The 26,025-nt window shown below is 71.3% G+C and carries 22 protein-coding genes and 1 pseudogene; 13 read left to right on the top strand and 10 right to left on the bottom strand.

From position 1 onward, the window contains the following. Positions 1 to 79 precede the first annotated feature (79 nt). A pseudogene (locus OG738_RS10705) lies at positions 80 to 1,251 on the bottom strand (homogentisate 1,2-dioxygenase). 85 nt (positions 1,252 to 1,336) lie between these two features. On the opposite strand from OG738_RS10705, the gene OG738_RS10700 reads away from it, so the two are divergent. Together OG738_RS10700 and OG738_RS10695 are read left to right on the top strand one after the other, a co-directional pair. Then, a complete protein-coding gene (locus OG738_RS10700; protein ID WP_329056645.1) occupies positions 1,337 to 2,191 on the top strand; it encodes a hypothetical protein in 855 nt (284 codons plus the stop codon). Beyond that, positions 2,188 to 2,823: an IclR family transcriptional regulator gene (locus OG738_RS10695; RefSeq protein ID WP_329053265.1), complete on the top strand. Its 636-nt coding sequence runs from the start codon at positions 2,188 to 2,190 to the stop codon at positions 2,821 to 2,823. The genes OG738_RS10700 and OG738_RS10695 overlap by 4 nt, the downstream gene beginning before the upstream one ends. On the opposite strand, the gene OG738_RS10690 is transcribed toward OG738_RS10695, so the two are convergent. Both OG738_RS10690 and OG738_RS10685 read right to left on the bottom strand, forming a co-directional pair. Beyond that, a complete protein-coding gene (locus tag OG738_RS10690; protein ID WP_329053263.1) occupies positions 2,820 to 3,482 on the bottom strand; it encodes a DUF998 domain-containing protein in 663 nt (220 codons plus the stop codon). The two genes, OG738_RS10695 and OG738_RS10690, sit on opposite strands and share 4 nt — an antisense overlap. Positions 3,483 to 3,538: 56 nt before the next feature. Next, complete coding sequence (locus tag OG738_RS10685; RefSeq protein WP_329056644.1) at positions 3,539 to 4,126, bottom strand: TMEM165/GDT1 family protein; 588 nt, start codon at positions 4,124 to 4,126, stop codon at positions 3,539 to 3,541. A gap of 186 nt (positions 4,127 to 4,312) precedes the next feature. On the opposite strand from OG738_RS10685, the gene OG738_RS10680 reads away from it, so the two are divergent. The 5 genes from OG738_RS10680 to OG738_RS10660 all read left to right on the top strand — a co-directional run bounded on the left by OG738_RS10680 (position 4,313) and on the right by OG738_RS10660 (position 12,958). Continuing rightward, a complete protein-coding gene (locus OG738_RS10680; protein ID WP_329053261.1) occupies positions 4,313 to 5,305 on the top strand; it encodes a S41 family peptidase in 993 nt (330 codons plus the stop codon). Between the two features lie 38 nt (positions 5,306 to 5,343). Next, entirely contained in the window at positions 5,344 to 6,816 is a 1,473-nt protein-coding gene (locus OG738_RS10675) for a cytochrome ubiquinol oxidase subunit I (protein WP_329053260.1), read from the top strand. Positions 6,817 to 7,044: 228 nt separating this feature from the next. Next, entirely contained in the window at positions 7,045 to 8,052 is a 1,008-nt protein-coding gene (gene cydB / locus OG738_RS10670) for a cytochrome d ubiquinol oxidase subunit II (RefSeq protein ID WP_329053258.1), read from the top strand. After that, on the top strand, positions 8,049 to 11,450 hold the full coding sequence (gene cydD, locus OG738_RS10665; protein WP_329053255.1) for a thiol reductant ABC exporter subunit CydD: 3,402 nt from the start codon (positions 8,049 to 8,051) through the stop codon (positions 11,448 to 11,450). Before cydB ends, cydD begins: the two co-directional genes overlap by 4 nt. Before the next feature lie 59 nt (positions 11,451 to 11,509). Then, the gene (locus OG738_RS10660) at positions 11,510 to 12,958 is read left to right on the top strand and encodes a GAF domain-containing protein (protein ID WP_442875936.1); all 1,449 of its coding nucleotides are present in this window, start codon (positions 11,510 to 11,512) and stop codon (positions 12,956 to 12,958) included. Positions 12,959 to 13,169: 211 nt separating this feature from the next. Here OG738_RS10660 and OG738_RS10655 read toward each other — a convergent pair whose 3' ends face one another. Together OG738_RS10655 and OG738_RS10650 are read right to left on the bottom strand one after the other, a co-directional pair. Further along, positions 13,170 to 13,796 carry a response regulator transcription factor gene (locus OG738_RS10655; RefSeq protein WP_329053253.1) on the bottom strand — a complete coding sequence of 209 codons (627 nt, stop codon included), beginning with the start codon at positions 13,794 to 13,796 and terminating at the stop codon, positions 13,170 to 13,172. Positions 13,797 to 14,090: 294 nt separating this feature from the next. Continuing rightward, entirely contained in the window at positions 14,091 to 15,308 is a 1,218-nt protein-coding gene (locus OG738_RS10650; RefSeq protein WP_329056642.1) for an IS110 family transposase, read from the bottom strand. A gap of 256 nt (positions 15,309 to 15,564) precedes the next feature. Between OG738_RS10650 and OG738_RS10645 the strand changes: the two genes are divergently transcribed. Then, positions 15,565 to 16,047 (top strand): excalibur calcium-binding domain-containing protein, encoded by a 483-nt coding sequence (locus OG738_RS10645; RefSeq protein ID WP_329053252.1) that lies wholly within the window; start codon positions 15,565 to 15,567, stop codon positions 16,045 to 16,047. Beyond that, on the top strand, positions 16,044 to 16,682 hold the full coding sequence (locus OG738_RS10640) for a class F sortase (RefSeq protein WP_329053251.1): 639 nt from the start codon (positions 16,044 to 16,046) through the stop codon (positions 16,680 to 16,682). The genes OG738_RS10645 and OG738_RS10640 overlap by 4 nt, the downstream gene beginning before the upstream one ends. Here OG738_RS10640 and OG738_RS10635 read toward each other — a convergent pair. Beyond that, on the bottom strand, positions 16,652 to 18,937 hold the full coding sequence (locus OG738_RS10635; protein ID WP_329053250.1) for a helicase-associated domain-containing protein: 2,286 nt from the start codon (positions 18,935 to 18,937) through the stop codon (positions 16,652 to 16,654). The two genes, OG738_RS10640 and OG738_RS10635, sit on opposite strands and share 31 nt — an antisense overlap. A gap of 78 nt (positions 18,938 to 19,015) precedes the next feature. Here OG738_RS10635 and OG738_RS10630 point away from each other — a divergent pair, with 78 nt between their 5' ends. Beyond that, entirely contained in the window at positions 19,016 to 19,354 is a 339-nt protein-coding gene (locus OG738_RS10630) for a DUF3024 domain-containing protein (protein ID WP_329053248.1), read from the top strand. 87 nt (positions 19,355 to 19,441) lie between these two features. Here the strand turns inward: OG738_RS10630 and OG738_RS10625 are convergent, their stop codons facing one another. After that, entirely contained in the window at positions 19,442 to 19,783 is a 342-nt protein-coding gene (locus OG738_RS10625) for a nucleotide pyrophosphohydrolase (RefSeq protein ID WP_329053247.1), read from the bottom strand. A 133-nt stretch (positions 19,784 to 19,916) separates the two neighbouring features. Here OG738_RS10625 and OG738_RS10620 point away from each other — a divergent pair, with 133 nt between their 5' ends. From OG738_RS10620 to OG738_RS10610, 3 genes are all read left to right on the top strand, one after another. Then, complete coding sequence (locus OG738_RS10620) at positions 19,917 to 20,837, top strand: nitrate- and nitrite sensing domain-containing protein (RefSeq protein WP_329053246.1); 921 nt, start codon at positions 19,917 to 19,919, stop codon at positions 20,835 to 20,837. Positions 20,838 to 20,925: 88 nt separating this feature from the next. Next, positions 20,926 to 22,257, top strand: a complete 1,332-nt coding sequence (locus OG738_RS10615; protein WP_442875884.1) for a DUF6880 family protein — start codon at positions 20,926 to 20,928, stop codon at positions 22,255 to 22,257. Between the two features lie 179 nt (positions 22,258 to 22,436). Next, positions 22,437 to 23,945: a hypothetical protein gene (locus OG738_RS10610; RefSeq protein ID WP_329053244.1), complete on the top strand. Its 1,509-nt coding sequence runs from the start codon at positions 22,437 to 22,439 to the stop codon at positions 23,943 to 23,945. Between the two features lie 3 nt (positions 23,946 to 23,948). On the opposite strand, the gene OG738_RS10605 is transcribed toward OG738_RS10610, so the two are convergent. The 3 genes from OG738_RS10605 to OG738_RS10595 form a co-directional block, all read right to left on the bottom strand. Then, entirely contained in the window at positions 23,949 to 24,104 is a 156-nt protein-coding gene (locus OG738_RS10605) for a hypothetical protein (RefSeq protein ID WP_329053242.1), read from the bottom strand. A 220-nt stretch (positions 24,105 to 24,324) separates the two neighbouring features. After that, on the bottom strand, positions 24,325 to 25,257 hold the full coding sequence (gene coaA / locus OG738_RS10600; RefSeq protein WP_329053240.1) for a type I pantothenate kinase: 933 nt from the start codon (positions 25,255 to 25,257) through the stop codon (positions 24,325 to 24,327). Between the two features lie 114 nt (positions 25,258 to 25,371). Continuing rightward, positions 25,372 to 25,986 (bottom strand): macro domain-containing protein, encoded by a 615-nt coding sequence (locus OG738_RS10595; protein WP_329053238.1) that lies wholly within the window; start codon positions 25,984 to 25,986, stop codon positions 25,372 to 25,374. Positions 25,987 to 26,025: the final 39 nt, after the last annotated feature.

Here is a 26,025-nt window from a genome sequence, read left to right as displayed (position 1 = left end):
GAACCCTCCCCGTTCCGCCACCCGGAATTCCATTATCCGGGCAGCGGTTCGGGGACGGGGCCGTGTTGCCGAAACTTGACTACCCGTTAGGGCCGCGGCGCGACCACGTCCACGCGTAACCGGGGTCTTCGGACGCGTCGGCGGCCTCGCCGAGCTCCAGCGGCGCGAACGTGTCGACCATGACCGCGGTCTCGTCGAAGAACTCCGCGCCGATCGACGCCTCGGCCGCGCCCGGCTGCGGGCCGTGCGTGAAGCCGGACGGGTGCAGCGACAGCGAGCCGACGCCGATGCCTGAGCCCTTGCGGGCCTCGTAGTTGCCGCGCACGTAGAACATCAGCTCGTCGGAGTCGACATTCGCGTGGTTGTACGGCACCGGGATCGAGTCCTCGTGGTAGTCGACCTTCCGCGGGCAGAAGGAGCAGACGACGAAGTTCGGGCCCTCGAACGTCTGGTGCACGGGCGGCGGCTGGTGCACGCGGCCGGTGATCGGCTCGAAGTCGTCGATGGTGAACACCAGGGGTAGAGGCAGCCGTCCCAGCCGACGACGTCGAAGGGGTGCGTCGCGTAGGTGTAGCGCGTGAGGCCCGCGCGGTGGCGCACGAGGACCTCGACGTCCTCGCCGTCTTCCAGCAGCGGCTCCGTGGGCCCGCGGACGTCACGCTCGCAGTACGGCGAGTGCTCGAGGAACTGGCCCTTCGCCGACAGGTACCGCTTCGGCGGCCCGATGTGCCCGCGCGCCTCGAGGATGAAGAGACCGACCTCGCCGTGGGGGACGACGCGGTAGGTGCACGACGTCGGGAGCACGAGGTAGTCGCCGTCGCCGATCTCGAGGCTGCCGTAGATCGTCTCGACGGTCGCGGAGCCGCCCTGGACGTAGAACAGCTCGTCGCCGGCCGCGTTGCGGTAGAGCGGGCTGGGCGCGGTGGCGGTGACGAACCCGATGGTGACGTCGTTGTTGCCGAAGAGCCGGCGCCGGTCGGTCACCGCGTCGGCTTCGCCGCCGAACTTGAGGTCCTGGGTCTTGAACGCCCGCGGCTTGAGCGGGTGGTTCGGCGTCAGCGCCCCGCGGTCCTCCTCGACCGCGACGGCGTCGACGATCGCCGTCGGCAGGCCGCGGTGGTAGAGCAGCGCGGAGTCGGCGGAGAAGCCCTCGACGCCCATCAGCTCCTCCGCGTAGAGGCCGCCGTCCGGCTTGCGGAACGCGGTGTGGCGCTTGTGCGGGATCTCGCCTACTCGCCGGTAGTAAGGCATCGACATCCCCTTCTGATGTGTCCGTTGTGCGAACGATTTTGTCCTGATGTCGTACGCTACTAGCGTGTCAGTCGTGTCAAGCGCTGTGGAACTCACGCCCCCCGGCCCCCGTGGAATTCCTCCTCTGTTCGCGAGGCTCGTCGACGACTCGGCGCTGTTCCCTCCGGGCGATGCGGCCATGCCCGAAGCGCTCCGCGCGCACTTCGCGAGCCGGGAGTCCGAACACGCCGGTGTACTGGGGGTTTTCCTTTGTCAGGCCTCCCGGCTGCCGGAGCTGATCACCGAGCTGATCAAGATCAAGCCGAAGCAGCCGCTGCCGTTCTCGCTGATCATCGACACCGGCCTGGGCGGCGTTCCCAAGGCCATCTCGATCGTCGAGTCGCGCAGCGAGCTGCTGGCGCTGCGGATGGTCGAGATGCCGGCTCCGTCGGACGTCGACGAGGTGTGGCTCGAGCGCGTCTCGGAGTTCGTCCCGGAGGACGTCATCCGCGTGGTCGAGCCGCGGCGCGGCGTCGGCTGGCTGGACGGCGTGCGGAAGGTGATCGAGCACGGCAGCTGGCCGAAGATCCGCTGCGGCGGCCAGGCCGGCGAGAACTTCCCCAGCGTCGACGAGGTGGCGGACTTCCTCGCCGTCGTCAGCGGGTCCACCGGGGCGTCGTTCAAGGCGACGAACAGCCTGCACCGCGCGGTCCGGCACGCCGACCCGGACACCGGGTTCGTGCACCACGGCTTCCTCAACCTGCTGGTGGCCTCCGCGCGCAGCCTGTCGGGCGGCGACGTCCGGGGTGCGCTGGAGTCGACCGACGCCGAGGCGCTGGCCGACGAGGCCCGCGCGTTGTCCGAGCAAGCCGCGAAGGCCGTTCGGGCGCTCTTCGCGTCGTACGCGGCCGCGTCGTTCGAGCAGCCCGTCGCGGACATGGGCGAACTCGGCTTGCTGTGACCAGCCGGGAGGGGTCGCTGACGCTCGACCGGGGCTTGGCGCTGCTGCAGGCAGTGGCCGACGCCGGCGGCGACGCGGCGACCATCTCCGAGCTGGCGGTGGCCATCGGGGCCAGCCGCGCGGCCGTCTACCGGCTGCTGGTGCCGCTGTCGGAGCGCGGGCTCGTCTGGCGCGACGGCACGAAGGTCCGGCTCGGCGTCGGCCTGCTGCGGCTGGCCGGGCAGGTGCTGCCGCAGTTGCGGGACGCGGCCGGGCCGGTGCTGCGCGAGCTGGCCGAGAAGGTCGGCGCGACCGCGCACCTGTCGGTCGCGCAGGGGACGCAAGCGCTTGCGGTGGCCGTCGTCGAGCCGTCGTGGACGAGCTTCCACGTCGCCTACCGCGTCGGCAGCCGGCATGCGCTGGCCTCGGGTGCGGCGGGCAAGGCGATGTCCCTGCGCCCGGGCGGCGACGGCTGGGTGACGTCGACGGGCGAACTGCAGGCGGGCGCGTCCGGCGTCGCGGCGCCGGTCCGCGGAGTACCGGGGCTGAAGGCGAGCGTCGGCGTCGTCTCGCTCGAGCCCCTCAAGGCAGCTGAGGTGGGTCCTCAGGTCGTCGCGGCCGCCGTCCGGCTGGCGGACATCCTGCGCGCTTAACGCCGCGAGACCGCCAGCAGCGGCCGGACCATGGTCAGCAGCAGGGCGACGTCGATCGAGAACAGCAGCCGTTCGAACAGGCCCAGCGTGACGTCCTGCTGCGCGGGGCCGACGACGAGCGTGACGACGAACCCGCCGAGCACCACGCCGATGCTGGCGAAGCTCGCCGTGGCCAGGCGCCGGATCGTCGTCCGCCGCGGCTCCCACGGGCAGCGCTCGCGGCCGCGCTTGGTCAGCACGAACGCGGCGGCGGGCAGCGCGACGAACGCCGTGAGCGCGGCGAGGTTGTGGACCTGCCCGGACAGCGTCCGCGCCTGCCCGTCCGGGTCCACGGGCACGAGCCCGCACACGAGCAGCCCCGCCGACCAGACGCCGACCAGCACGCAGACGGCGGTGGTGCCCGGCCGGTGGGCCTTCGCGATGCCGACGAGCAGGGCGACCGAGCCGAGCGACAGCGCCAGGCACATCACGCTGAACAGCGGCGCGGCCGAGGACGAGCCGAGCTTGCCGTAGACGTACTCCGAGAGCGTCTGCCAGACCGGGCTGACCTGGCGGGACAGCCGCAGGTGCAGGTCGATCGAGATGGCAACGGCCAGCCCGATGCCGCCGAGCGCGATCCGGCCGTGCACCGGCGAGACGGCAGGCAATGGCTTGTTCACCTGGCTTCCACCCTTTCGTTTCCGAAAGGTTACCCGGTGAACCTGTGAACCAGCGGTCAGAAAGCCAGCTGGAGCAGCGCGAACGCCGCGAACCCGGCGAACACGAACCCGGCGCAGCGCTGGATCAGCTTCGGCCGGATCCGGCTGCGGAGCTTCGCGCCGATGAACACCGCGAGCCCGGCGACGACGATCAGTGCGGCGAAGGCGCCGACACCGACAGCCACGGGGTTGCCGATACGAGCGGCGAGGCTCGCTGTCGCCAGCTGAGAGGCGTCGCCCCACTCGGCGGCGAAGAGCACGCCGAAGGACGTCATCGCGGAGCGCATGAAGGAGAGCGGCGCGGGGCCGACGCGCGAAGCGTCTTCACCTGCTTCGTCCGCTTCGCTGAATCCCTCACGAAGGAGCATGAAAGCGCCGAGGCCGAACATCCCGGCGACGACCAGCGAAAGGACGACGTCCGGCAGGAGAGTCAGCACGCTCCCGAACGCGACCGCGATGACGCATTGCACGGCGAACGCCGCGCAGACACCGGCGAAAACCGGGCCACCGCGGAAACGGGTGGTCAGCACCAGCGTCGCGACCAGCGTCTTGTCCGGCAGCTCCACGGCGAGGACCAGGCCGAACGCGCTGATCAACGCCACCATCGCGGAAGTCATGAGTATTTGTCGCCCCTTTCACTGCAACGATAAAGGGGCGTTTCGGAACTGCGCAAGCTGATGGCTTCCGCGAAATTGCCGGATCGGCGGTCATGAATTCGTCGTCAAGCCGAGTCGCACAATTATCTTCGGCACACCGAAAATACGATTGTGGCCTGCGGTAGGTTGACGACCATGGGGTCTGAAGCGCGTGCTGCGCAGGTCGACGAGGTCATCCGCCGGTTGGAAGCTCACTACGTGTTCCCGGACGTCGCGAGGAAGCTGGCGGAAGTGCTTCGCCAGCGTCTCGGCGAAGGCGCGTACGACGGGCTCGGTGACGCGGAATTCGCGACGCTCGTCACAACGGACCTGCAGTCGGTGAACGGGGACCAGCACCTGCGCCTGCGCCACCACGTCGACCCGGTGGCCGACGACGGCGACGCGGCCGTGAACTCCGACGCCTACCGCCTCGAGGCCGAGCTGGAAGGCTTCGGCATCGCCGAGGTCAAGCGGCTGGCCGGCAACGTCGGCTACCTCGACACGACCATGCTCTACCCGCCCGAGCTGGCCGGCCCGGCGATCGCGGCGGCGATGACGCTGCTCGCACCGGCCGACGCGCTGCTGCTGGACGTCCGCCGCAACCGCGGCGGCAGTCCCGGGACGAGCGCGCTGCTGCAGACCTACCTCGTCGATGAGCAGGTCCACTACCTCGACATCTACGAGCGCGAAGGCCACCAGACGATCCAGATGTGGACGCTGCCGTACGTCCCCGGCCTGCGGTTCGGCGGCACCAAGCCGATCTGGGTCCTGACCGGGCCGAAGACGTTCTCCGGCGGCGAAGACCTCGCTTTCTCGCTGCAGCAGCAGGGCCGGGCGAAGACGGTCGGCGAGGCCACCCGCGGCGGCGCCCACCCGCGTGAGCAGTACAAAGTGGACACCTACCTCGACGTGACCGTGTCGATCGCGCGCTCGTTCCACCCGGAGACGGGGGAGAACTGGGAAGGCACCGGCGTCCGGCCGGATCTCCCGGTGGCCGCGGAGCAGGCGTTCGACACGGCGTACGCGCTCGCGCTGGAGCACGTCCTCGAGCTGGGTTCCGCCGGGCCGAGGCGCGGCGTCGCCGAGGAGGCTCAGCGGGCACTCGACCGAGTGAAGGACGTTGGTCCCGGGAGGGACGGGACTGTTTGATCTAGCTGCTCCACCAGCGCCGGAGCACGCTGGACCACGTGGAGGTCCTTGAGCTAGCGCGGTGGCAGTTCGGCATCACCACCGTCTACCACTTCCTGATGGTCCCGCTGACCATCGGGCTGTCGATCCTGGTCGCGGCGATGCAGACCCAGTGGGTTCGCACCGGCGAGCTGCGGCACCTGAAGATGACGAAGTTCTGGGGCAAGCTGCTGCTGGTCAACTTCGCGATGGGCGTCGTGACCGGCATCGTGCAGGAGTTCCAGTTCGGGATGAACTGGAGCGCGTACTCGCGCTTCGTCGGCGACGTCTTCGGCGCGCCGCTCGCGATGGAAGGGCTCGTCGCGTTCTTCGTCGAGTCGACCTTCCTCGGCCTGTGGATCTTCGGCTGGGACCGGCTGCCGAAGAAGGTGCACCTGGCGTGCGCGTGGGCGTTTTCGCTGGCAACGATGGCTTCGGCGTACTTCATCCTGGCCGCGAACTCCTGGATGCAGCACCCGGTTGGCGTGACTTTCGAGAACGGCAAGCCGACGATGAACTCGATCTGGGCGGTGCTGACGAACAACACGGCGCTGGCCGCGATCCCGCACACCCTGGCCGGCGCGTTCTCGGTGGCTGCGGCGTTCCTGGTCGGCGTCGCGGGCTGGCACCTCTGGCGGCGCGGCGACCACCAGGACGTCTGGCGGACTTCGCTGCGTCTCGGCGGCTGGGTCGGCGTGGCGGCGTTCGCGGTCCTCGCGATCACGGGTGACACCCAGGGCAAGCTGATGTTCGAGCAGCAGCCGATGAAGATGGCGTCGGCGGAAGCGCTGTGCCACACGGAAAAGCCGGCGAGCTTCTCGATCATCGCGATCGGCGACGTCGCGGGCTCGAACTGCGAGGACGTCAAGACGTTCAACGTCCCGGCGCTGCTCTCGTTCTTGGCGCACAACGACTTCAAGACCGAGGTCAAGGGCGTCGAAGACCTGATCACCGAGTACCAGGCGAAGTACGGCACGAACTACCCGAACGACCCGGAGCTGGGTTCGCTGGCGGGCAAGCCGATCGACTACGTGCCGAACCTCCCGGTGACGTACTGGGGCTTCCGCATGATGATCGGCTTCGGCGCGATCTCGGCGGGCATCGGACTACTGGCGCTCTGGCTGACCCGCCGCGGGCGCATCCCGAGCGGCCGCGGGTTCCCCTTGCTGGTCCTGGGCGGCATCGCGACGCCGTTCCTGGGCAACAGCGCGGGCTGGATCTTCACCGAGATGGGGCGTCAGCCGTTCGTGGTGGCCCCGAACCCGAGCGGCGTCGACGGGGTGTGGATGTTCACGGCGCAGGCGGTCTCGCGGGTGACGACGGGCGAGGTGTGGACGTCGTTGATCGCCCTGACCACGGTGTACGCGGCGCTGGGCGTGGTGGAGCTATACCTGATGCGCAAGTACATCCGCGGCGGCGTCGACGCGGTGATGCCCCCACCGAAGAAGGACTCCGACAAACCGGGCGAGGACACACTCGCCTTCGCGTACTGAGGGGGCCAAGATGACAAACCCGCAGCTCAGCGGCTGTGCAGCAGCCCCAAACTCCCCCAGCGCAGCCCCCGCCCTTCCCGGGGGGCGTCCCCGAACCCAGCGTATCGGCTTGGTCACTCTCGCGGGTTACCCACAGCAAATCTGTGGACAACTCGCCCGGATGTGGATAACTCACGGCCACCGCGCCGCGCACAGCCGAAAGCGTCCGACGAGTGTGGTAGGTGCCCGGTGACCCTCGAAACGGTCTGGTTCGTCGTCATCGCCTTCTTCTGGCTCGGCTACCTCTTCCTCGAAGGCTTCGACTTCGGCGTCGGCATGCTGCTGCCGGTTCTCGCGAAGGACAACACCGAACGCCGCGTCATGGTCAACACCATCGGGCCGGTCTGGGACGGCAACGAGGTCTGGCTCATCGTCGCCGGCGGCGCGATGTTCGCCGCCTTCCCCGGGTGGTACGCCGGCCTCTTCTCCGCCGCCTACCTGCCGCTCCTCATCGTCCTGATCGCGCTCATCGGCCGCGGCGTCGCCTTCGAGTACCGCGGCAAGGTCGACTCCGACCGCTGGCGCCGCACCTGGGACCGCGTCATCATCGCCGGCTCATGGGTGGCGCCGCTGGGCGTCGGCCTCATTCTCGCCACCACCGTCCTCGGCCTGCCCCTCGACGCCGACGGCAACCGCGTCGGCTCCGCGTTCGCCGCCTTCCGCTGGGACACCCTGCTCGGCGCGGTCGCGATCGTCGCCTTCGCGATCACCCACGGCGCCGCGTTCCTCGCCCTCAAAACCAGCGGCGACCTGCGAGAACGCGCACGCACCCTGGCGCTCAAGCTCCTGCCGATCGCCGTGGTGCCGATCGTCGCCTTCTTGTCGGTCGTCCAGTGGCGCGAAGGCACGCTGTGGACGCTGCTCTCGTTTGGGATCAGTGCTCTCGCCGCGGTCGTCGCCTGGCTGCGGCTGCGCGACGACCGCGACGGGCAGGCCTTCGCCGCGCTCGGCGTCGTCGTCGCCGGGGCCGCCGTCACGATGTTCGGGGCGCTCTTCCCGAACGTCCTGCCGTCGACCCTCGACGCCGCCAACACCCTGACCATCGCCGGCACCGCGTCGAGCCCGTACACGCTGACCGTCATGACCTGGGTCGCCGTCTTCGGTGCCCCGGCCGTGCTGATCTACCAGGGCTGGACGTACTGGGTCTTCCGCAAGCGCATCGGCACCCAGCACATCCCGGCGGTCCACGCGCCATGACCACGCTTCCCGGAGGCGCACCCCTCTCCGCCTCGGAGTCCACAGTGGACTCGGCGCGGCCGGGAAAGGGCCCGCTCGGCGCGCTGCCGGCCCTCGTGCCGGCCGTGCGCCGAGCGCTGGCCCTGGTGGGGTTCCTGTCCTTCCTCCACGCCGCCGCCCTGGTGGCCCAGGCGTTCCTGCTCGCCGACGTCCTCGCGGCGATCGTCGGAGCAGGGTCCGGGGGACGCACCGCCCAGCTGGCCGCGCTGCTCGCGCTCGTCGCGACGCGCGCCATGACCGGCTGGGCGGTGCGCACGGTCTCCGCCCGCGCGGCCGCAACCGCACAACGCGAGCTGCGCGCCCAAGCCGTCGGCCACGCGCTGCGCCTCGGCCCCGAATGGATCGCCCGCCGCGGCCACGGCGAACTGACCGCGCTCACCACCCGCGGCCTCGACGCGCTCGACGCCTACTTCCGCGAATACCTGCCCGCGCTCGTGACGACCGCGGTCGTGCCGCTCGGCGCCGGTGCGGCGATCCTGTTCGCCGACTGGCCGTCCGGCGTGATCGTCGCGCTGACCGTGCCGCTGCTGCCGGTGTTCGCGATCCTCGTCGGGAAGTTCACGGCCGGCCGCGTCGCCGGCGCGACCGACGCGACGCACCGGATGTCCGGACGCCTGCTCGAGCTCGTGCGCGTGCTGCCGGTGCTGACCGCGTTCCGCCGCGCCGCCGCGCAGGGCGAGACGGTCCGGCAGCTGTCCGAACGCCACCGCCGCGCCACGCTCAAGACGTTGAAGGTCGCATTCTCCTCGGCGTTCGTGCTCGAGCTGATCGCGACCCTGTCGGTCGCGCTCGTCGCGGTGGTGATCGGCGTCCGGCTCGTCGGCGGGCACCTGCCGCTGGCCATCGGCCTCGGCGTGCTGATCCTCGCGCCGGAGTGCTACCAGCCGCTGCGCGCGGTCGGCGCCGCGTTCCACGCCAGCGAGGACGGCGTCGAAGCGGTCCGGCGCGTCGCGGACCTGCTGGCCGTGCCGGTGCCTCCTGCCGGCACCGAGGTCGTTTCGCCGGGCGAGCTGCGCGTGTCGTCCCTGCGCGTCGCGCGACGCGGCGGGTTCGCGCCCGACGGTGAGACGTTCACGGTCCGCCCGGGCGAGACGGTCTGGCTGCGCGCCCCGAGCGGCGGCGGCAAGTCGACGACGCTTTCGGCGCTGCTCGGGTTCGTCCCGGTTCACGACGGCGTCATCACGGTCGGTTCCACGAACCTGGCCGACGCCGATCTCGCGCGCTGGCGCGAGCAGGTGGCGTGGGTGCCGCAGTCGCCGGTGTTCACCGGCGGCACGGTCCGCGAGGAGCTGGGTTCGGACGCCGGGCTCGCCGAACTCGGCCTCGACGGGCTCGCGGGTCGCCCGGTGACGCAGCTTTCGCTGGGGCAACGCCAGCGCGTCGCCGTCGCCCGGGCGCTGCTGCGGGTGCGGGAGGGCGCGTGGCTGCTCCTGCTCGACGAGCCGACGGCCCACCTCGACGAAGCCAGCGCGCGACTGGTGCTCGCCGCGGTCCAGCGAGCGGTCGACGACGGCGCCGCGGCGATCATCGCGGCGCACGAGCACACGGTGGCGGTCGACCTGCCGCCGGACGTACCGGCGCTTCCCTCAGAGTCCACTGTGGACGATCCGGGCGCGCCGCTGCCGTGGCGGGCGTTGCTCGACGGACGGCTCTTCGGCGGCGCGGTGCTGGGCGCGGTCGCGTTGCTGGCCGGCGTGGCGCTGACGGCGACGTCGGGCTGGCTGATCGCCAAAGCGTCGCAGCAGCCGCCGATCTTGACGTTGACGGTCGCGGTCGTCGGCGTCCGCGCGTTCGGACTGGGCCGCGCCGCGCTGCGGTACGTCGAACGCCTGGTCACGCACGACGCAGCGTTCCGCATCGCCGGCCGCCTCCGGGTGCGGCTGTGGAATTCGCTGGTCCGCCTCGGCCCTGCACGGAGCCTGCGTGCCGGGGAGGGCCAGCGTCGCCTGGTCGCCGACGTCGACACGGTCCGCGACCTGCTGCCGCGGGTGGTGTCGCCGCCGCTGGTGGTGGCGCTGGTCGCGGCGGGAGCGATCGCCGTGCAGACGTGGGTGCTCCCGGCGGCCGGCCTGGCGTTGTCGGCGGCGGTGGTGGTCGGCCTGTGCGCGCCGTGGGTCGCGTTGCGCGCCGAACGCCGGGCGACGTCGGCGCTGGCGGACGGCCGCCGCGAGGTGGCGTCCCGAGTCTTGGTGCTGTTCGAAGCGGCGGCCGAACTGCTCGCGTTCGGTGCGGATCGCGCCCACCGCGACGTTCTCGCCGAGGCCGACACGCGGTTGGCGAGGCAGGCGCGCCGCCAGGCGTTCGGCGCGGGGGCGGCGGAAGCCCTGATCGCGCTGGCCTGCGGCACGGCGGCGGTGGTGAGCACGGCGCTCGCGGCTCAAGCGGTCACGGCGGGGCAGCTTGATCCGGTGCTGGCGCCGCTGCTGGCGTTGGTGCCGCTGGCGCTGGCCGAGGTGCTGGCGCTGCTGCCACCGGTGGCCCAGCACTGGGACACGTTGCAGTGTGCCCGCCGACGCCTGGCTGACACACCCGCGCCGGCCGAGGTGCTAGCGCCGCCGCCACCGGCGGCCCGGCACTGGGGGATGTTGCAGGGTGCCCGCGGGCGTCTGGCTGACACACCCGGGCCGGCCGAGGATGAGGTCCAGCAGGGCGTTGCGGGTGGGCATCGCCGTGCGCCGGGTGGGGCTGATGCCGAGGCCGGGCATCGCCGTGCGCCGGGTGCGGCTGATGTCGAGGCCGGGCATCGCGTTGTGCTGCGGGGAGCCGATCTCGGGTGGCCCGGCGGACCGGTGATCCTTCACGATGTCGACTTCGATCTCGAGCCGGGCACGTATGCCGCGGTGGTGGGGCCGAGCGGGGCGGGCAAGTCGACTCTCGTTGCCGCGTTGCTGGGCTTTCTCGCTCCTCGGCGCGGCGTCGTCGCCGTGCCGGGCGAGGTTGCGTGGGCACCTCAGCAGCCGATGCTCGCGGCCACCACGGTCGCCGAGAACCTCCGTCTCGCACAGCCCACGGCGACGGCCGACGACCTGCGCGAAGCGTTGCGGCAGGCCGCGCTCGCCGACGTCGACCCGTCGACGGTGCTGGGCAGCGGTGGCAGCGGACTGTCGGGTGGGCAGGCACAGCGCGTCGCGCTGGCGCGGGCGCTGCTCGGGGCGCCGTCGGCTGGGCTGGTGCTGCTCGACGAGCCGACCGCCCACCTCGACGAGCCGACAGCGCAAGTCGTGCGCGCGCACCTGCGTGAGGCGCTGGCGGGCCGGACGGTCGTGCACGTGACCCACCGAGCCGAGGAGGCCGACGGCGCGGACGTGGTGTTCGAGGTCCGCGACGGCCGGGTCGTCGCACGGGTGCCGGTGTCGTGATCGATTCCCGATGCGTGCTTGCCGCGCCGCCGCAGCGTCGCGCGATAATGACGGAACTCATGGATCCGACGCTTGCCGCGCGGGCGCTGTCCGCCGCCACCGAGATCACGAGCACCGCCCTGTCCGGCGACGACCCCGGAGCGGTGCTGGACACGGTCGTCGCCAGGGCAGCCGAACTCGCGGACGCGGACCTGGGCCTGGCCATGGTCAGCGCCGACGACGGCCGAGTGGTCGTCGAGGCAGCGCACTACGCCACCGCCCACCCGACGGCTGCGGAATCCGCGCGGCCCGAAGGCGAGACGGTCGCAGGCGTAGCGCCGAGCGATCGGAGTGCGGCCGTTGCAGGGACCGCGGCGGGCCGCCGGGCACCAGGAACTCAGGCCGGTGAGCCACCCGCCCCGCTCGATGCGGGGCCGGCTGGTGAGGGGCGTGTGGGCGGATCGCGTTCCTCGATGGGTGAGGCGAGCGCGGCCGGCGCTGCTGGACTCGTAGCCGGAGAGCGATCGACCAGCGCAGGACCCGCGGCCGGAGAGCGATCGACGCCGCTTGGCGAGCCCGCCACGAGTGCGGGGGAGTTCCTGCGAGGACTGGCCCTTCCCGCCGACTCGGCCGCTGGGCGGGTTGCGCGCGGTGGTGAGCCCGTGGCCAGCGCCGACTTCACCGTCGATCCTCGGACCGCGCCCTTCGTGCCCGCCGAACTTCACGGGTATGGGCCCTTTGCCGCTGCGCCGTTCGGGTCTGGGGGGCGGGTGCTGGGGGCGCTCACCGTTTACCGGAAGCGGGGACGCGAGCCGTTCTCTCCTGGGACCGTTGAGATGCTCGTTGCCTTCGCCGCTCAAGCCGGTGTCGTGCTCGCGCTCGCCGAAGGGGCCAATGCTCGTCACCGCGTCGCTCTCTACGAAGAGCGGGAACGCATCGCTCGCGAACTCCACGACGTCATCGTCCAGCGGCTCTACGGCGCCGGGATGCAGCTCGACCGCGTGCGGCGCAACATGCGCAAGCGGTTCGCCCAGGCCGATGGCGTGCGGCTTTCGGATGCGATCGACCAGCTCGACCAGACCATCGAAGAGATCCGGGGTACCGTGCGCGCGCTGAGGTCACCGGAGCCTCGCCACGACACCGGCACGCCCACCGACCTCGCCGAGTCGGCGCGCGGCGAGGTCCGCATCGCCGGCGAGCTGCTCGGATACCCGCCGACCCTGGAGCTGTCCGGCGAATTCGCCGACATCCCCGCCGAACGCGCTGACCACATCCGGGCCGCCCTGCGCGAAGCACTGTCCAATGTGGTCAGACACTCCGGTGCGAGCGAGACCCGCGTGACCCTGACCAGGGACTCCGGCGGCGTGAAACTCCGTGTCCGGGACAACGGTTCCGGTGTCCCCCAAGGCGTCGCCACCCGTGGCCTGCGTCATCTCGCCGAACGCGCGGACGCCGCCGGCGGCAAGTTCTTCCTGAACTCCTCGCCCAGCCTCGGCACGCTCGTCGCGTTCGACCTCCCACTTGACTGAACCACTTGACTGACCGCGATCTAACCTTCTCGGGTCATCCAGCCTCCCTTCCTCGCCCTCACTGAAGATCGTACCGGCCCATCGAACACATATTCGACTCACGTTCGAGTGAAACTGGCACGACAAAACCGCCGATCGGCGTGGCGGACCGTGACGACGGCTGAAAAGGACGCAGCGAACGGCGGCTTGCGGACACGACCGCCACCGGGAGTTACTTTTCCCGGCGCGCGATCCAGGCGGCGGCCTGCGTCCGGCGTTGCATGCCGAGCTTCGCCAGCACCGACGTGACGTAGTTCTTGACCGTCTTCTCGGCGAGGAACAGCCGCTCGGCGATCTCGCGGTTCGACAGGCCCTGGCCGATCAGCTCCAGCACGTCCCGCTCGCGCTCGGTCAGCGTCGCCAGCTCGTCCGTCGGCGGGTGGCGCATCTTGTCCAGCACCCGCGCGGTGCTCACCGGGTCCAGCAGCGACCGCCCGGCCGCGACCTCGCGCACCGCGTTCACGACGTCCTGCCCGCGCACCTGCTTCAGCAGGTAGCCCGCGGCGCCGGCCATGATCGCGCCGACCATCGCCTCCTCGTCGTCGAACGCGGTGAGCATCAGGCAGGCCGGCGGATTCGGCTTGGACCGCAGTTCGCGGCAGAGCGTGATGCCGTCGCCATCGCCGAGGCGGACGTCGACCACCGCCACCTCCGGCTCGACGTGCAGTGCCACCGCCAGCGCCTCTTCGACGCTGCTCGCCTCGGCGACGACCTCGATGTCGGGTTCGTCGCCGAGGAGGTCGCGAAGCCCGCGGCGGACCACCTCGTGGTCGTCGACGAGCAGTACCTGGATCGGCATCTGCCCAGGTTACGGGGTACGTCGGCGCCGCGGTGACGGCTGGTTCGCACGTCACACCGATCAATTACCCCCAAAGTGTGACCGCGGATCTCGTAACATTCCCGCCGGTATGCATTCTCGCCGCTGATTCCGCAGGTCGACGGCGAATGGTGAAGAATCACGAGCCCGCCGGATACTGGTGAGGCTTTGGCGTTCCCGAAATTCCGGAATGGTTCGTAACAGGCCGGACGTGGTCGCGATAGTAACCACGCAATCGCCCGATTCTTCCTGAAAGACATCCCAGGAGCGTAGATGTCAAGCAGCAACGTTCTCGGCGTGATGCGACCAGGCAGTCCGCTCGTCATAAAGGGTGCCGTTTGTGAGACAGCCATGGAGAAGACCGACGAGTCGGTTGGCGAGCTGACGCAGAGCGGCGTTGTGGCCAGCGCCGCGGGCTTTCTGCCGGTCGTAGTATGCACGGGCGCCGGGCGAGTGCAGCAACGCGCTCTGTGCCTGGCTCATCAGGGCGTCGATGAGCCGGTCATTGTGCACGAACCGGGCCAGGGCAACCTTCTTCTTGCCCGAGGCACGGGTGATCGGGGAAGTCCCGGCGTAGTTCTTGCGGGCCTTGGCCGAGGTGTAGCGGTGGGAGTCGTCGCCGAACTCTGCGAGCACCCGGGCGCCAAGAACCGATCCCAGACCAGGCTGGGACAGGATGATCTCAGCGGCCGGGTGCTGCCCAAAATAGGCCTCGACCTGCCCTTGCAGAGTCTTGACCTGAGCGTCCAGGACAGTCAGCACCGCCAGCAGCGCCTGGACCGAGGCGGCGTAGGCGGCAACCACGACATCGGGCTGGGCCAGGTGCTCAGCGCGCAAGGCCGCCTGAATTCCCGCCGCTTTCCCGGCGATGTCCTTGCGGCGCGCGCGTGTCAACGCGGCGCTGATCTGCGCGATCGTCAGCCGGGCGGCCCGGGCCGGGGTGGGGGCCTTGCCGAGCAGTTCCAGGGTGTCGGCGGCGTCGAGGTCGGTGAACGCGATCAGCGCGGCGGGGAAGTAGTCCCGCAAGGCGTGCCGCAGCCGCTGGGTGTGGCGGGTCCGTTCCCAGATCAGGGTTTTGTGAGTACGGGCCACGACCTTGACCGCCTCGGCCTCGGGGCTGTCCCCGGCGACCGGCCGCAGCTCGTGGCCGTGGGTGCGGACCATGTCGGCCAGCACATGGGCATCACCGGCGTCGCTCTTGGCCCCGGAGACCCCGAGCCGGTCGCGGAACCTGGCCGCTTGCAACGGGTTGACCGCCAGCACCGTGTATCCGGCAGCGACCAGTGCCCGGATCCACGGGCCTCGGTCGGTCTCGATCCCGACGAGCACCTCGAGGGTGTCGGTGTCGTCCCCGGTCAGCTCACCGATCATCGCGTGCAGCCGGGCCATCCCCGTGACGCCTTCGGGCAGCCGGGCCTTGGCCAGCCTGCGCCCGGAACCGTCCATCACCTCCACATCGTGATGGTCCTCAGCCCAGTCATCCCCTACGAACAGCCGCAACGATCCTCCCGATCTCGATCACCCTGAGCAGCCGGCGGGGAGAACCATCAGCGACCTAATCACACAGTGCTCACGCCACCACCACGCGCGGCACGACATCCCAGCAGCGATCAACTCTCCCAGCCACCGACAGGGGCACGGTCTTTCATCAGGACTCAAGCGTCCAGGACCCACGAGTGCTCACCTGCCGGCCGGCTACCACCAGGAGTGTGCCGGATAGCCCACTCCCAGAACTGATTAGGACCTTCCGGTGTCCTTGTTTCGTCGTGCCCTGACGACGGCCGCGGCCGTTGCCGGGCTCGCTCTCGTCGGCTTTGTTTCTCCCGCGTCCGCGCAGCTCGCGACCCCGCTCGTCGCCGACAAAGACTGCTCGGACTTCCAATACCAAGAAGACGCGCAAGCGGTTCTCGATCAGGATCCGGCCGATCCGAACCGCCTGGACGCCGACCACGACGGAATCGCCTGCGAGTCGTTGCCCCACCGGCCGCAGGAGAGCACTCGAACGCCGACCTCCGAACAACCGGCGACCACGGCGAAGACCCACTCGGCGCCGAAATCCACCAAGAAGCCCACGACGGGCAACCAGGTGAAGGTGAAGCCGGTCGGCGGCGTGGCCACCGGCGGCGGCGAGCCGGACGAAGGCGTCCCGGGTTTCCTCGTGCTGAGCGGCGCGCTGCTCGCCGCGGCGGCGTCCGGCGGCATGGTGCTCTACCTGCGCCGGCGCACGAGTTGAGGCACCCGCGCCTGTGGCCGGCGGTCACGGCGGTCGCCGCCGCGCTCGGGTCGGTCCTGGTGGTGGCCCTCGTCCTCGCCTTCTCGGCGCGCACGCCGGAAGAGGTCGCCCCACCGTCCGCCTCGCCGGTCGGGATCGCGCCGTCGACCACCACCACGCCGCCCGGCGGCGGGCTCCCGGCGGCGAAGCCGGCCTTCCTGATCATCCCGGCGATCGGGGTGCGGGCCGACGGGATCAAGGATCTCGGACTGACCTCGGACGGCGGCCTCGAGGTCCCCGGTGACGCCACGACGGTCGGCTGGTTCACCGGCGCGCCGTCGCCCGGCGAGCTCGGCCCGGCGGTGCTGGCCGCGCACGTCGACTACAAGCACGTGCCGGGCGCCTTCTCCCGGCTCAAGGAACTGCGCCCTGGCGAGCAGGCGAGGGTCGGCCGCAGCGACGGCCGGACGGCGGTCTTCACGGTCTACCGCGTCGACCGCTACGCCAAGGCGCAGTTCCCGACCGACGAGGTCTACGGCGACACGGCCGACCCCGAGCTGCGGCTCATCACCTGCGGCGGGGCGTTCGACCGGTCGAGCGGCAACTACCTCGACAACGTCGTGGTCTACGCGCGGCTCACCGGCGTCGAAGCCTGACCGAGGTCGATCCGCGCCAGCTCGAGCCGCCGGTACGCGTGGTCGCCGAGCGACCAGACGTCCAGGACGTCGCCGTCGAGCTCCGGGTAGGCGATCACGAGCTCGGTGGGACCGTCGTCGGTCTGGTAGACGACGTCGGCCGGGATCCCGGCTTCGAGCTGCCAGCAGAGTTGCTGCTGCTTCGGGGTGAGACGGCCGGCGTAGCGGTCGCTCATCGCCCGCGCGAGCTGCCCGCGCAGCAGGCTCGGGCCGCTCGCGGGCGCCGCGAGCAGCCGTTCGGCGTGGTCGAGGGGATCGGGTGCCAGCTCGCCGGGTTCGGGGTCGCGGAAGGTGACCTTCGGCTCGGCGAGTTCGCGGGCCGGCAGCACGATGCTGCCGTCGGCGGTGTGCTCGGTCGGTGCGTAACCGGCCTCGCGCAACGCGTCGAGCGTGCCGGAAGCGTCCACAGTGGACGTCAGCACGGTCGGTGCGACCGCGCGCAGGCCGAGTTTCGCGAGCTTGCGGTGCGCGGCGAGCTCGGCGAGCATCGCGGGTTCGCCGACGACGACGCTCGCGACGTCGAGCACCTGCGCCTCACCATGGCGCCGCGCGACGTCGTTGACCAGATACACCAGCGGTTGCGGCAGTTCGCCCGCGGCGATCGCGCCCAGCTCGTCGAGCAGTTCGGCGGCGGTCGCGCCCTGGTCGAACGCCCGCCGGACGGTCGCGGGGGAGAACCGCCAGCTGGTCGCGGTGCCCTGGGCTTCGCGGTCGGCGACGCGGTCGAGGGATGCGGCGAGCCGCGCGTCCGGCGACCCGGGCACGATCGCGGTGAGGTCGGTGCCGAACAACGCGGTCGTCCGCGCGCGGGCGACCAGCTCGTCGGTGACTTCGACGAGCCTGTCGTTGTCGAGCAGGGCACGGCCGGCCGCGGTGACCGCGCCGTGCGCGACGACGCCGAGCAGCTCCGCCGAGTCCAGCGCATCCCGGACGTGCCCGGCGAAGTCGTCGGTCGGCAGCGTCGGCGCGTGCCACGCGGCGAGGCGGGTCAACGCGTCGGCGTCGGCGATCGCCGTGCCCGGTTCGAGCCGGGCCAGCAGCCGCACGACCAGGCGTCGCACCAGCGCGCCGACGTCGGCGTCGTGCTCCAGCGGCGCCGGGTCCCACCAGGTCGTCAGCACCAGGCGGTAGAGCAGCGCCGCCCCGGGGCGAGCCAGGTCGGGGTCCGGCGCGAGCGTGGGCGGCAGCGCCTTCTGGCCGCGGCGCGGCACCGGCGGTTCGTCGGCCAGCAGCAGCCCGGTCTGGGCCGCGAAGTCGATGGCCAGCTCGATTTCCGCGGGTGTCGCGCCGGTGTCCTTGGCGACCTTCTTGACGAGCCGGGCGCCGATCGTTCCGTCCTTGAGCAGCGGAAACGGCTCGGCGGCAGCGAGGTCGAGCACGGACGAGAGGCGGTCGAGCAGCCGCAGCGCGGCAGCCGACGACGTCGCCTCGGCCGGCTCGACGCCCACCCGCACGACGGCGTACTCGGGCTCGGCGGGCGTGAACGGCAGCTGGTGGCCCGGGCCGCGCAGGGCGAGGGACACCTCGATCGGCATGGCCGCGCTGCCGTAGTAGGTGCCGAACAGGAAGCCGTGGTCGAACGCCCAGCCGTCCGCGGTGTGGAACGGCAGCATCCCCTCGGCCTCGGGGACGCCGTCGGCCATGTCCCGCAACAGCTTCCGCGTCGGCTCCGGCGCGGTGCGGAACAGCTCGCGCACGCGGTCGCCGTCGCGAAAGAAGCGCAGAAGCTCCTGGCGGCCCTCGGGGAGCCCGAGATTCCGGGACAGGTGGGCCAAGCGGGTCCGGCCCACCTCGTCGAGCAGGTCCGCGAGCGGCCGGCCGAGACCTTCGGCGTCGAAGGTCCGCCGGTCCAGGAGGTCGGGGAGCGCGATGTCGTCGACGTCACGCCACAGCAGGGCCCGCTCGGCCAGATCATCCACAACGGACGCGACGGTCCCGGGCGTCGTGCCGAGCAGCCGCACGACTTCGCCGACCGGCGCCGGCCGCTGCCCGAGCGCGTGACACAGCTGGACGGCGGCCAAGACCTGCACCTGCGGCAGCGACAACCCGAGCACAGCGTCGTTGAGCGACTCGGCGGACGCGAGCCGCGCCGCGACGACGTCGAGCCGCCGCGGCCACGGTTCCCGCAGCACGTCCGGCCGGTGGGCCAGCACTTTCGCCAGGCCTTCCCGGTCGAGGGCGGCGAGCCTGCCGAGCAGTTCGTCGGCCGTAATCATGCCGGTGAGGCTACTGGCGGCCGGCGCGGAGCCGACCCGGGTGTCCGGGTGGTCGGCCCCGCCCGGTTCACTGGGACCATGGCAGGAATTCCGGAACTCGCGCTCCGCCAGATCGAGCGGTGGTGCGCGCACCGCGTCCCCGAGGACCTCCACGACCGGATTCGCGTCGAATGCCGGACGCGGGGCCGCGCGGTGACGATCGTCGAGCGGCGCGCTCCCTGGTCACCGCAGGCCGGGCCCGAGTGGACCGAACAGAAGATCGCGCAGCTGACCTTCGACGAGTTCGGGGTCTGGTCGGTGCGCTGGGCGGACCGCAACGGCCGCTGGCTGTCCTACGAGGACGCGCCCGTCGCGAGCACGCCGACGCCGTTGCTCGCGGAGATCGACCGCAACCCGAACGGGATCTTCTGGGGCTGACCGCGATTTCGGTACGGTCGGACGGGTGTCACGACTGATCCACCTGAACGGCCCGACCGGGATCGGGAAGTCGACGATCGCGCAGGCTTACGCCGACGTCGTCGCGTTGCTCTGATCCGGCGGCGGGAAGCGGACCTCGTTGCGGTCGATCTTCGCGTGGGCCGCGGCGGCCAGGTCGACGCCGAGGCGGTCCGCCAACTGGAGCAAATACAGCGTGACGTCGGCCATCTCGTCCAGGACGTTCGCCGCCAGCTCCGGGTCTTCGCGCCACGCGTCGGACTCCTCCGGGGTCAGCCACTGGAACAGCGACGTCAGCTCGCCGACTTCGCCGGACAACGCCATGACGAGGTTCTTCGGGGTGTGGTACGGCTCCCAGGCTCGGGCCGCCGCGAAACCGCGGAGGCGCTGGGTCACGTCGTCGAAAGTCACCCGGCGATTGTCCTCGACCGTCACGGTGCGCTAACGGCCGTATGGCGGACCGCCGTTGACCGGTGAATCTCTCACTCAATAGGTTGACCACCGTCGGGATGCTTGCGGGGCTTGAAGCAAGGAAAGGCACGCCTTGAAGTACCTGCGATCCGTCCGCGGCCGCATGCTGTGCATCGCGTTCGTGCCCGGTGGTGCCCTCGTCGTCGTGGCCGTCGTGATCGCGTTCTTCCTGGTCCACCAAGCGGATCGGACGCGCGACAGCGCGATGGACACGGCGGAGGCCGCCGAGCGGACCGCGCGGGCCGTCGTTTCCCTGCAGGGCCAGCGCAGTGCGGCCATGTCCGCACCCGACGAACGAACTGCCGCGTACGCGAATTTCACCCAGCGGATCGACGTCGCCATCGCCGGCCTGCGCGACTACGCCCGCCGCGCGCCCGACGCCGAATCCGCCTGCCAGCAGACCACCGCCGTCGAGCTGCTTTCCGTCGCCGAAGGCATGGATCGCTCCGATTCCCTCGCACTGGCGGGGATCGACGGCGTGACGCGGCGGCCGTTCGCCGAAGCCGTGGCCGCCTACCGGGCCGAACTGGACCGGCTCGCGCCGCAGCTCACCGAAAGTGGCCGTATCGCGTACGAATCGCTCACGCGTAGCGCCGATTGGAGCAGGCTCGCCGCCGCCGAAGACGCGCTCGCGGCCGCCGAGCCGTTGCCCGTCCCCGAGTCCACGTGGCGCAGCGCCGCCTACACCGTCTCGCAGCAGCTCGGGCTCCTTTACTCGCAGCAGAGCCAGTACGCCGTCCAGCTCACCCTCGACGACGGCCGCCGGACGCTCGCCGGGGCGATCGCCGCGAGCGCGGCCTTGCTGCTGTGTGCCGGGCTGCTGCTCGTCGTGGTGCGCCGGCTCGTCGCGCGGGTGCCTGTGCCGGTCGTCCCGATCATGGTCCCGACGATCCAGGCGGCGATCCCGCGTCCCCGGCACGCACGGTCACGACGGCCGCGCGCGCCGGAACCCGGGCCGAGGAAAGCCGTGCTCGACGACTTGCGGCGCTCATGAAGGCCTCACGCACCGTCACGGACTACGCCGAAAAGAGCACGCGGTTGGCCCACACGCGCGCTTGCCGGGCTCGGGCAGACTGGTCCGCGTGAGTCCCCCCTCGGATCTTCGCCCCTACCTGCGCACTTTGGACGCGGAGACGCTGGCGGACCTGCTGCATGCCCAAGCCGAGCGTGACCCTGAGTTGCGGCATTCGCTCGAACTGCGCGCCGCCACCCAATCCGGTGACGTCAGCGAGGCGCACCGGCTGCTCGACACCGCGGTCACCGACGGGAACGGCGAATACACCGCGAAAGTCGGCGCGGTCCTTGACACGCTGCAGCGGATGCTCGACGCCGGCAGCCGCGCCGACCTGGCGCCGCTCGCCCGCCGCACGGTCGACGACATCAGCGAGGTGCTCGAGCAGTCCGGCGACCACATCGGCGACCTCGGCGACCGGCTGGACCGCGCCGTCGAGCTGTACGCCCGCGCGTGCGCCGCCCGGCCGCCGGACCCGGAAAAGCTGGCCGACTGGATCCTCGAGGTCGAGTTCGACGGCCCGGGCCGTCCGTCGATCGACCTCGCCGACTTCGCGACGGCGCTGGGCGAGCCCGGCCTGCGCCGGATCAAGTCCACTGTGGACGATGTGCTGACGGCGAGCGGGCCGGGCCACCGCCGGGACGTCGCCGAACTGCTGCGGGAACAGCTGGCCGAGGTGCTCGGCGACGTCGACGAGCTGGTCGCGATCCTGTCCGCCAAGCCGCCGCGGCGCGACGTCAGCCTCAAGATCGTCCGGGTCCTGCGGGCCGCCGGGCGGCACAGCGAGGCCATCGCGCACGCCGCCCGCGCGCTCACCCACGACAAGAACGGGCACGTGCCCGAGCCGGTGCCGGACGACGAAACGGCCCGCCGCCGCAGGGAGTTCGACGCCAAGCCGGACCGCGAGACGTTCGCCGTGCTGCGCGAAGCCGCGATCGCCGACGGGAAGTGGGCGACGCAGCGCCGGGCCGCGCTGGCCCGCCTGCGCGAGCTGGCCGCCGAGGACGTCGCGCAGGCCGACGAGCTGGCCCGCGTGCTGCTCGACGACGGCCGTCCCGACGAGGCCTGGCGCGCCTGCGTGCGGTTCGGGGCGTCGCCGGAGCTGAAGCTCGAGCTGGCCGAGCAGCGCGCCGCGGAGCACCCGGCCGAGACGATCCCGGTCTTCCGCGAGCACGTCGAGGAGCTCATCGAGCGCAAGGACCCGCAGGCCTACCGCGAGGCGGCGCGTCGGCTGAAGCTGTTGCGCACCTTGCACAAGCGCGCCGAAACGCCGGACGAATTCACCGCCTACGTCGCGACGCTGGTGGAAACCCACCGCCGGAAAACCCGCCTGATCACGGAAATCCGGACCGCGCGGATCGCCTTGCCCAAAGCCGTATCTTCCTCGCGCGCACCTCGTTGACCGAGGTGAACCGGTGATACACGTGCACCGGGGCATCGAAGGCCCGCCAAGGCGGTGACGCCCTCTGGCCAGCGATGTCGCGGTGGCCCTGTTCCGCCGTCCGGCTCGGCGCCTCCCCGTCGAGCACGCGGCGGGACCCGCGCCAGGGCCACCGCGACCAGCTCTGAAAGCATGAGGGCATGAGCCCGGTGAGTCGCGCCCGCAAGAAGGCACCGCAGCCCGTCACCCACAGCGTGACCGGCCTTTTCAAGGACGTCCTGAACGACTTTTCGGCGCTCGGCGCCGACCCCGCGCCGGTCGACGTCGAGCTGCTCGCCTCCGAGGTCCTCGGCCAGTTCCACGACGTGCCCCTCGAAGCGGGCGAAGAACCCCTCGGCCTCGAGCTGATCGCCTTCGCGCAGCGCAAGATCACGCCGGGTGCCGCGGCGCTGCTGGCCGCGCTGCGGGTCGTCGCGGAGACCGACGTCGAGCGCAAGGCCGCCGAAGACGGCCTGCAGGTCGTCCTCGGCCGCGGCATCCCCATGCCGCCCTGGGCCGCAGAGCTGGGCCAGGCCACCGCCGGCGAGTGCTGGCGCACCGGCGACGTCTACGGCGACGAGTCGTCGCTGCTCTGCGTCTTCACCCACGGCGACCAGGCGCACGGCCTCCTCGCGCTGCTCGACTTCACCGAGGGCGGCCGGGTGCGGGACCTCGTCGTGATCGAGCAGCCCGGCGAGGTCCTCGCCGAAATGCGGGCGCAGGCCGACGCCGACCCGGAGCTGGTCGTGGCCGAAGCCGTCGACCCCGCCGAGGCGCACCGCCTGCTCGCGGACGGCCTCGACGCCACCGACCACCTCGACGACGCCGACGTCAGCGAGGACTACGCGCGCTTCCACGCGGTCGCGCTGACGTGGTCCCGCGCGCTGCCCGAGCCCGCGCTCGTCCCCGAGGTCGCCGAGTGGTCCGAGACCGAGCGGGCCGCCGTCGTCGAGCAGTTCGTCGCGGCGAGCGGTGAAGACGCCGACGCCGCCCGTGCGATCGGGCGCCTGCTGCTGGAGCACGGCCTGGCCACCGATCCCGCGAACCCGCTGCGCGTCGGGCCGGAGAAGATCGCGCGGTTCCTCGAGGGCCTGCTCGGCGAGGAGTTCGAGCTCGACGCCGACCACGAGGACGCGGTCGAGCCCGTCGTGCTGGCCTGGGTGCAGTGGACGGCGGAGCGGGCCGGGCTGACCGAGACCGCGATCGCCGCGCTCGACGAGGCCGTCGCCGACTACCTGAGCGAGTACGCCGACGAGGACGACTCCCCGTTGGAGCGCTACTTCGGCGACGTCGGCGAGCTGTCGCCGACCGAGCTGGCGGACGCGCTGGAACGCCGGATGTTCGCGGTGCCGTCGCTCACCACGGAGATCGAGGACGAGGAGGTCGACCTCGACCCCACCGAACCCGAGCAGCGCCGGGCGCTGGTCATCGCCGAGGCCGACGAGGACGAGGAAGAGCAGCGGCTGGTGCTGCGCGCGACGATCGTCGACCAGCTGTGGGACGACGAGCCCGCCGAGGCCTGGCAGGCCGTGCAGCGCCTGCAGGAGGGCGAACTCGATCGCGACGAGATCTTCGAGCAGCTGATCGACGCGCTGGAAGGCAGCCTGGTGGACTCGGAAACGCTCGAATACGACGCCGACGCCTACGTCGAGGCGCTGGCGGAACTCTGACGGCTAGGGGAGCGGGCCCGCCGGTTCGGCGGCCTTTGCTTTGCGCCGCCGTTCCTGCAGCCGGTCGTCGAAGTCGACGACGAACGTGCCGGCGGCCATCGCGATCAGCAGGGCCAGACCCAGCACCGCACCGACCCACGTGAGGATCATCGTGAACATCGTGGGCCTCCTCCCCAGCTCAGAGCCGTTTTCCTGACTTCTTCAGGGTCGCTTTCGCAGGCGGCGCCCGGTATCGGCCAACCGGTTACGGCTGACCGGCCCGCCTCGGCCGATCGGCCGGTTTCCGGCGCGGAGAGTCGCCGGACCGCAACGAATCGTGGCCGCGCATTCGCTCAGCGTGCGAATGCGCGGCGTGTGGGTGACGGGGTGCGTGACGGGGTCAGAGCTTGCGCAGGCGCACCCGGTTGATGGCGTGGTCGCAGTCCTTGCGCAGCACCAGCGTCGCCCGCGGCCGGGTCGGCTTGATGTTCTCCATCAGGTTCGGCTCGTTGATCGAGCGCCACAGGTGCCGCGCCTCGGCGCGGGCCTCGTCGTCGGGCAGGCCGGCGAAGTGGTGGAAGTGCGACGCCGGGTCGGCGAACGCCGTGTGCCGCAGCTCGAGGAACCGCTCGATGTACCAGCGCTGGATGTCGTCGGTGTGCGCGTCGACGTAGATCGAGAAGTCGAAGAGGTCGGACACCATCAGCCGCGGGCCCGGCTGCAGCACGTTCAGGCCTTCGACGATGAGGATGTCCGGCTGCTGCACGACCTGCTCCTGGCCCGGCAGGATGTCGTAGGCCAGGTGCGAGTACACCGGCGCCGCGACGCGCTCGGCCCCCGACTTCACCTCGGTGACGAACCGCAGCAGCGCGCGGCGGTCGTAGCTCTCCGGGAAGCCCTTGCGGTGCATGATCCCGCGTCGCATCAGCTCGGCGCGCGGGTACAGGAAGCCGTCGGTGGTGACCAGGTCGACGCGGGGGTGGTCCGGCCAGCGGGCGAGCAGCGTGCGCAGGATGCGGGCGGTGGTCGACTTGCCGACCGCCACGCTCCCGGCGATGCCGATCACGAACGGGACCTTCGTGCCGCGGGAGTCGTCACCGAGGAACGTCGTGGTCGCTTCGTAGAGCCGCTGGCGCGCGGCGACCTGCAGGTTGATCAGGCGGGAGAGTGGCAGGTAGACGTCGGCGACCTCGGCCAGGTCGACCTGCTCGCCGAGCCCGCGCAGCCGCAGCAGCTCCGCCGCGGTCAGCGGCAACGGCGTCGAACTTCGCAGTTCTTTCCATTGTTCCCGGTGCAGCTCGACATACGGGCTGAGTTCGCGGACCCGGGTCATCGCACACTCCTCCGGCCGTCGCCTGCACTGGCGGACGTTTCACCTGCGTGTTCAACGGTAGGGCTTACGGCCGGTGAACGCGCTGTGATGTAGTCCACCCCGGGTTGGGGTTGATCACCGCGCGTGACGGAAAACCTCGTCCCACGCCGCCGCGACCTGACGCGCGCACGTCGCCGGGTCGACGCCGCCGACACCGGTGCCGAGCCCCGGCATCGCGATCGTGTCGACGGACTCCCGGACCGGCCCGTGGTCGAGCCGGCCGTCGCGCCACTGGAGGAACACCGCGCGCGCCGCGAGGTAGGGGTGCACGGTGTCGGCGGGCAGCCGCTCGCCGGGCTCGCGCATGGTCGGCGCGCTGATCAGCCACGCCGGCTCGGCCTCGCCGGTGGGGACGATCACGGCGTCGCCGATGGGCAGCTCACCGCCGTGACAGGCCAAAACGGCGCTGCGGACGCTTTGTTCGACCCCGGGGAACGCCCGCGCGTAGACGGCGTCGATGCCGCCGCGCATCCAGCCGTAGGAGTTGGCCGGGCTGACGACGGCCTGGGCGACGACGTCGAGGACCGACCCGCGGTGCACCCGGACCCGGCCCGTCAGCTCCTTGGCGGCGGCGGCCCAAGCGGTGGCGAGTGGTTCATCGACGGCGCACAGCACCAGCTCCGGTGTGCGAGGGGAGACCGGCGGGTGCGTGCCCTCACGGCCGGTGTGCGTGCCCGAGTCGGCGGTCACGTCCCTAGCATCGCAAAAAATGCCACCGGGCGTAACCGG

This window comes from Amycolatopsis sp. NBC_01488 (assembly GCF_036227105.1).
GTDB lineage: Bacteria > Actinomycetota > Actinomycetes > Mycobacteriales > Pseudonocardiaceae > Amycolatopsis.
This window is presented reverse-complemented; position numbering and strand designations above follow the sequence as displayed.

Bases quoted from the DNA above. Each gene is read 5' to 3' on its own strand.
- OG738_RS10685 (WP_329056644.1), bottom strand. From the start codon at position 4,126: ATGGTGGCGTTGATCAGCGCGTTCGGCCTGGTCCTCGCCGTGGAGCTG.
- OG738_RS10680 (WP_329053261.1), top strand. From the start codon at position 4,313: ATGGGGTCTGAAGCGCGTGCTGCGCAGGTCGACGAGGTCATCCGCCGG.
- cydD (WP_329053255.1), top strand. From the start codon at position 8,049: ATGACCACGCTTCCCGGAGGCGCACCCCTCTCCGCCTCGGAGTCCACA.
- OG738_RS10660 (WP_442875936.1), top strand. From the start codon at position 11,510: ATGGATCCGACGCTTGCCGCGCGGGCGCTGTCCGCCGCCACCGAGATC.
- OG738_RS10655 (WP_329053253.1), bottom strand. From the start codon at position 13,796: ATGCCGATCCAGGTACTGCTCGTCGACGACCACGAGGTGGTCCGCCGC.
- OG738_RS10635 (WP_329053250.1), bottom strand. From the start codon at position 18,937: ATGATTACGGCCGACGAACTGCTCGGCAGGCTCGCCGCCCTCGACCGG.
- OG738_RS10630 (WP_329053248.1), top strand. From the start codon at position 19,016: ATGGCAGGAATTCCGGAACTCGCGCTCCGCCAGATCGAGCGGTGGTGC.
- OG738_RS10610 (WP_329053244.1), top strand. From the start codon at position 22,437: ATGAGCCCGGTGAGTCGCGCCCGCAAGAAGGCACCGCAGCCCGTCACC.
- OG738_RS10605 (WP_329053242.1), bottom strand. From the start codon at position 24,104: ATGTTCACGATGATCCTCACGTGGGTCGGTGCGGTGCTGGGTCTGGCC.
- coaA (WP_329053240.1), bottom strand. From the start codon at position 25,257: ATGACCCGGGTCCGCGAACTCAGCCCGTATGTCGAGCTGCACCGGGAA.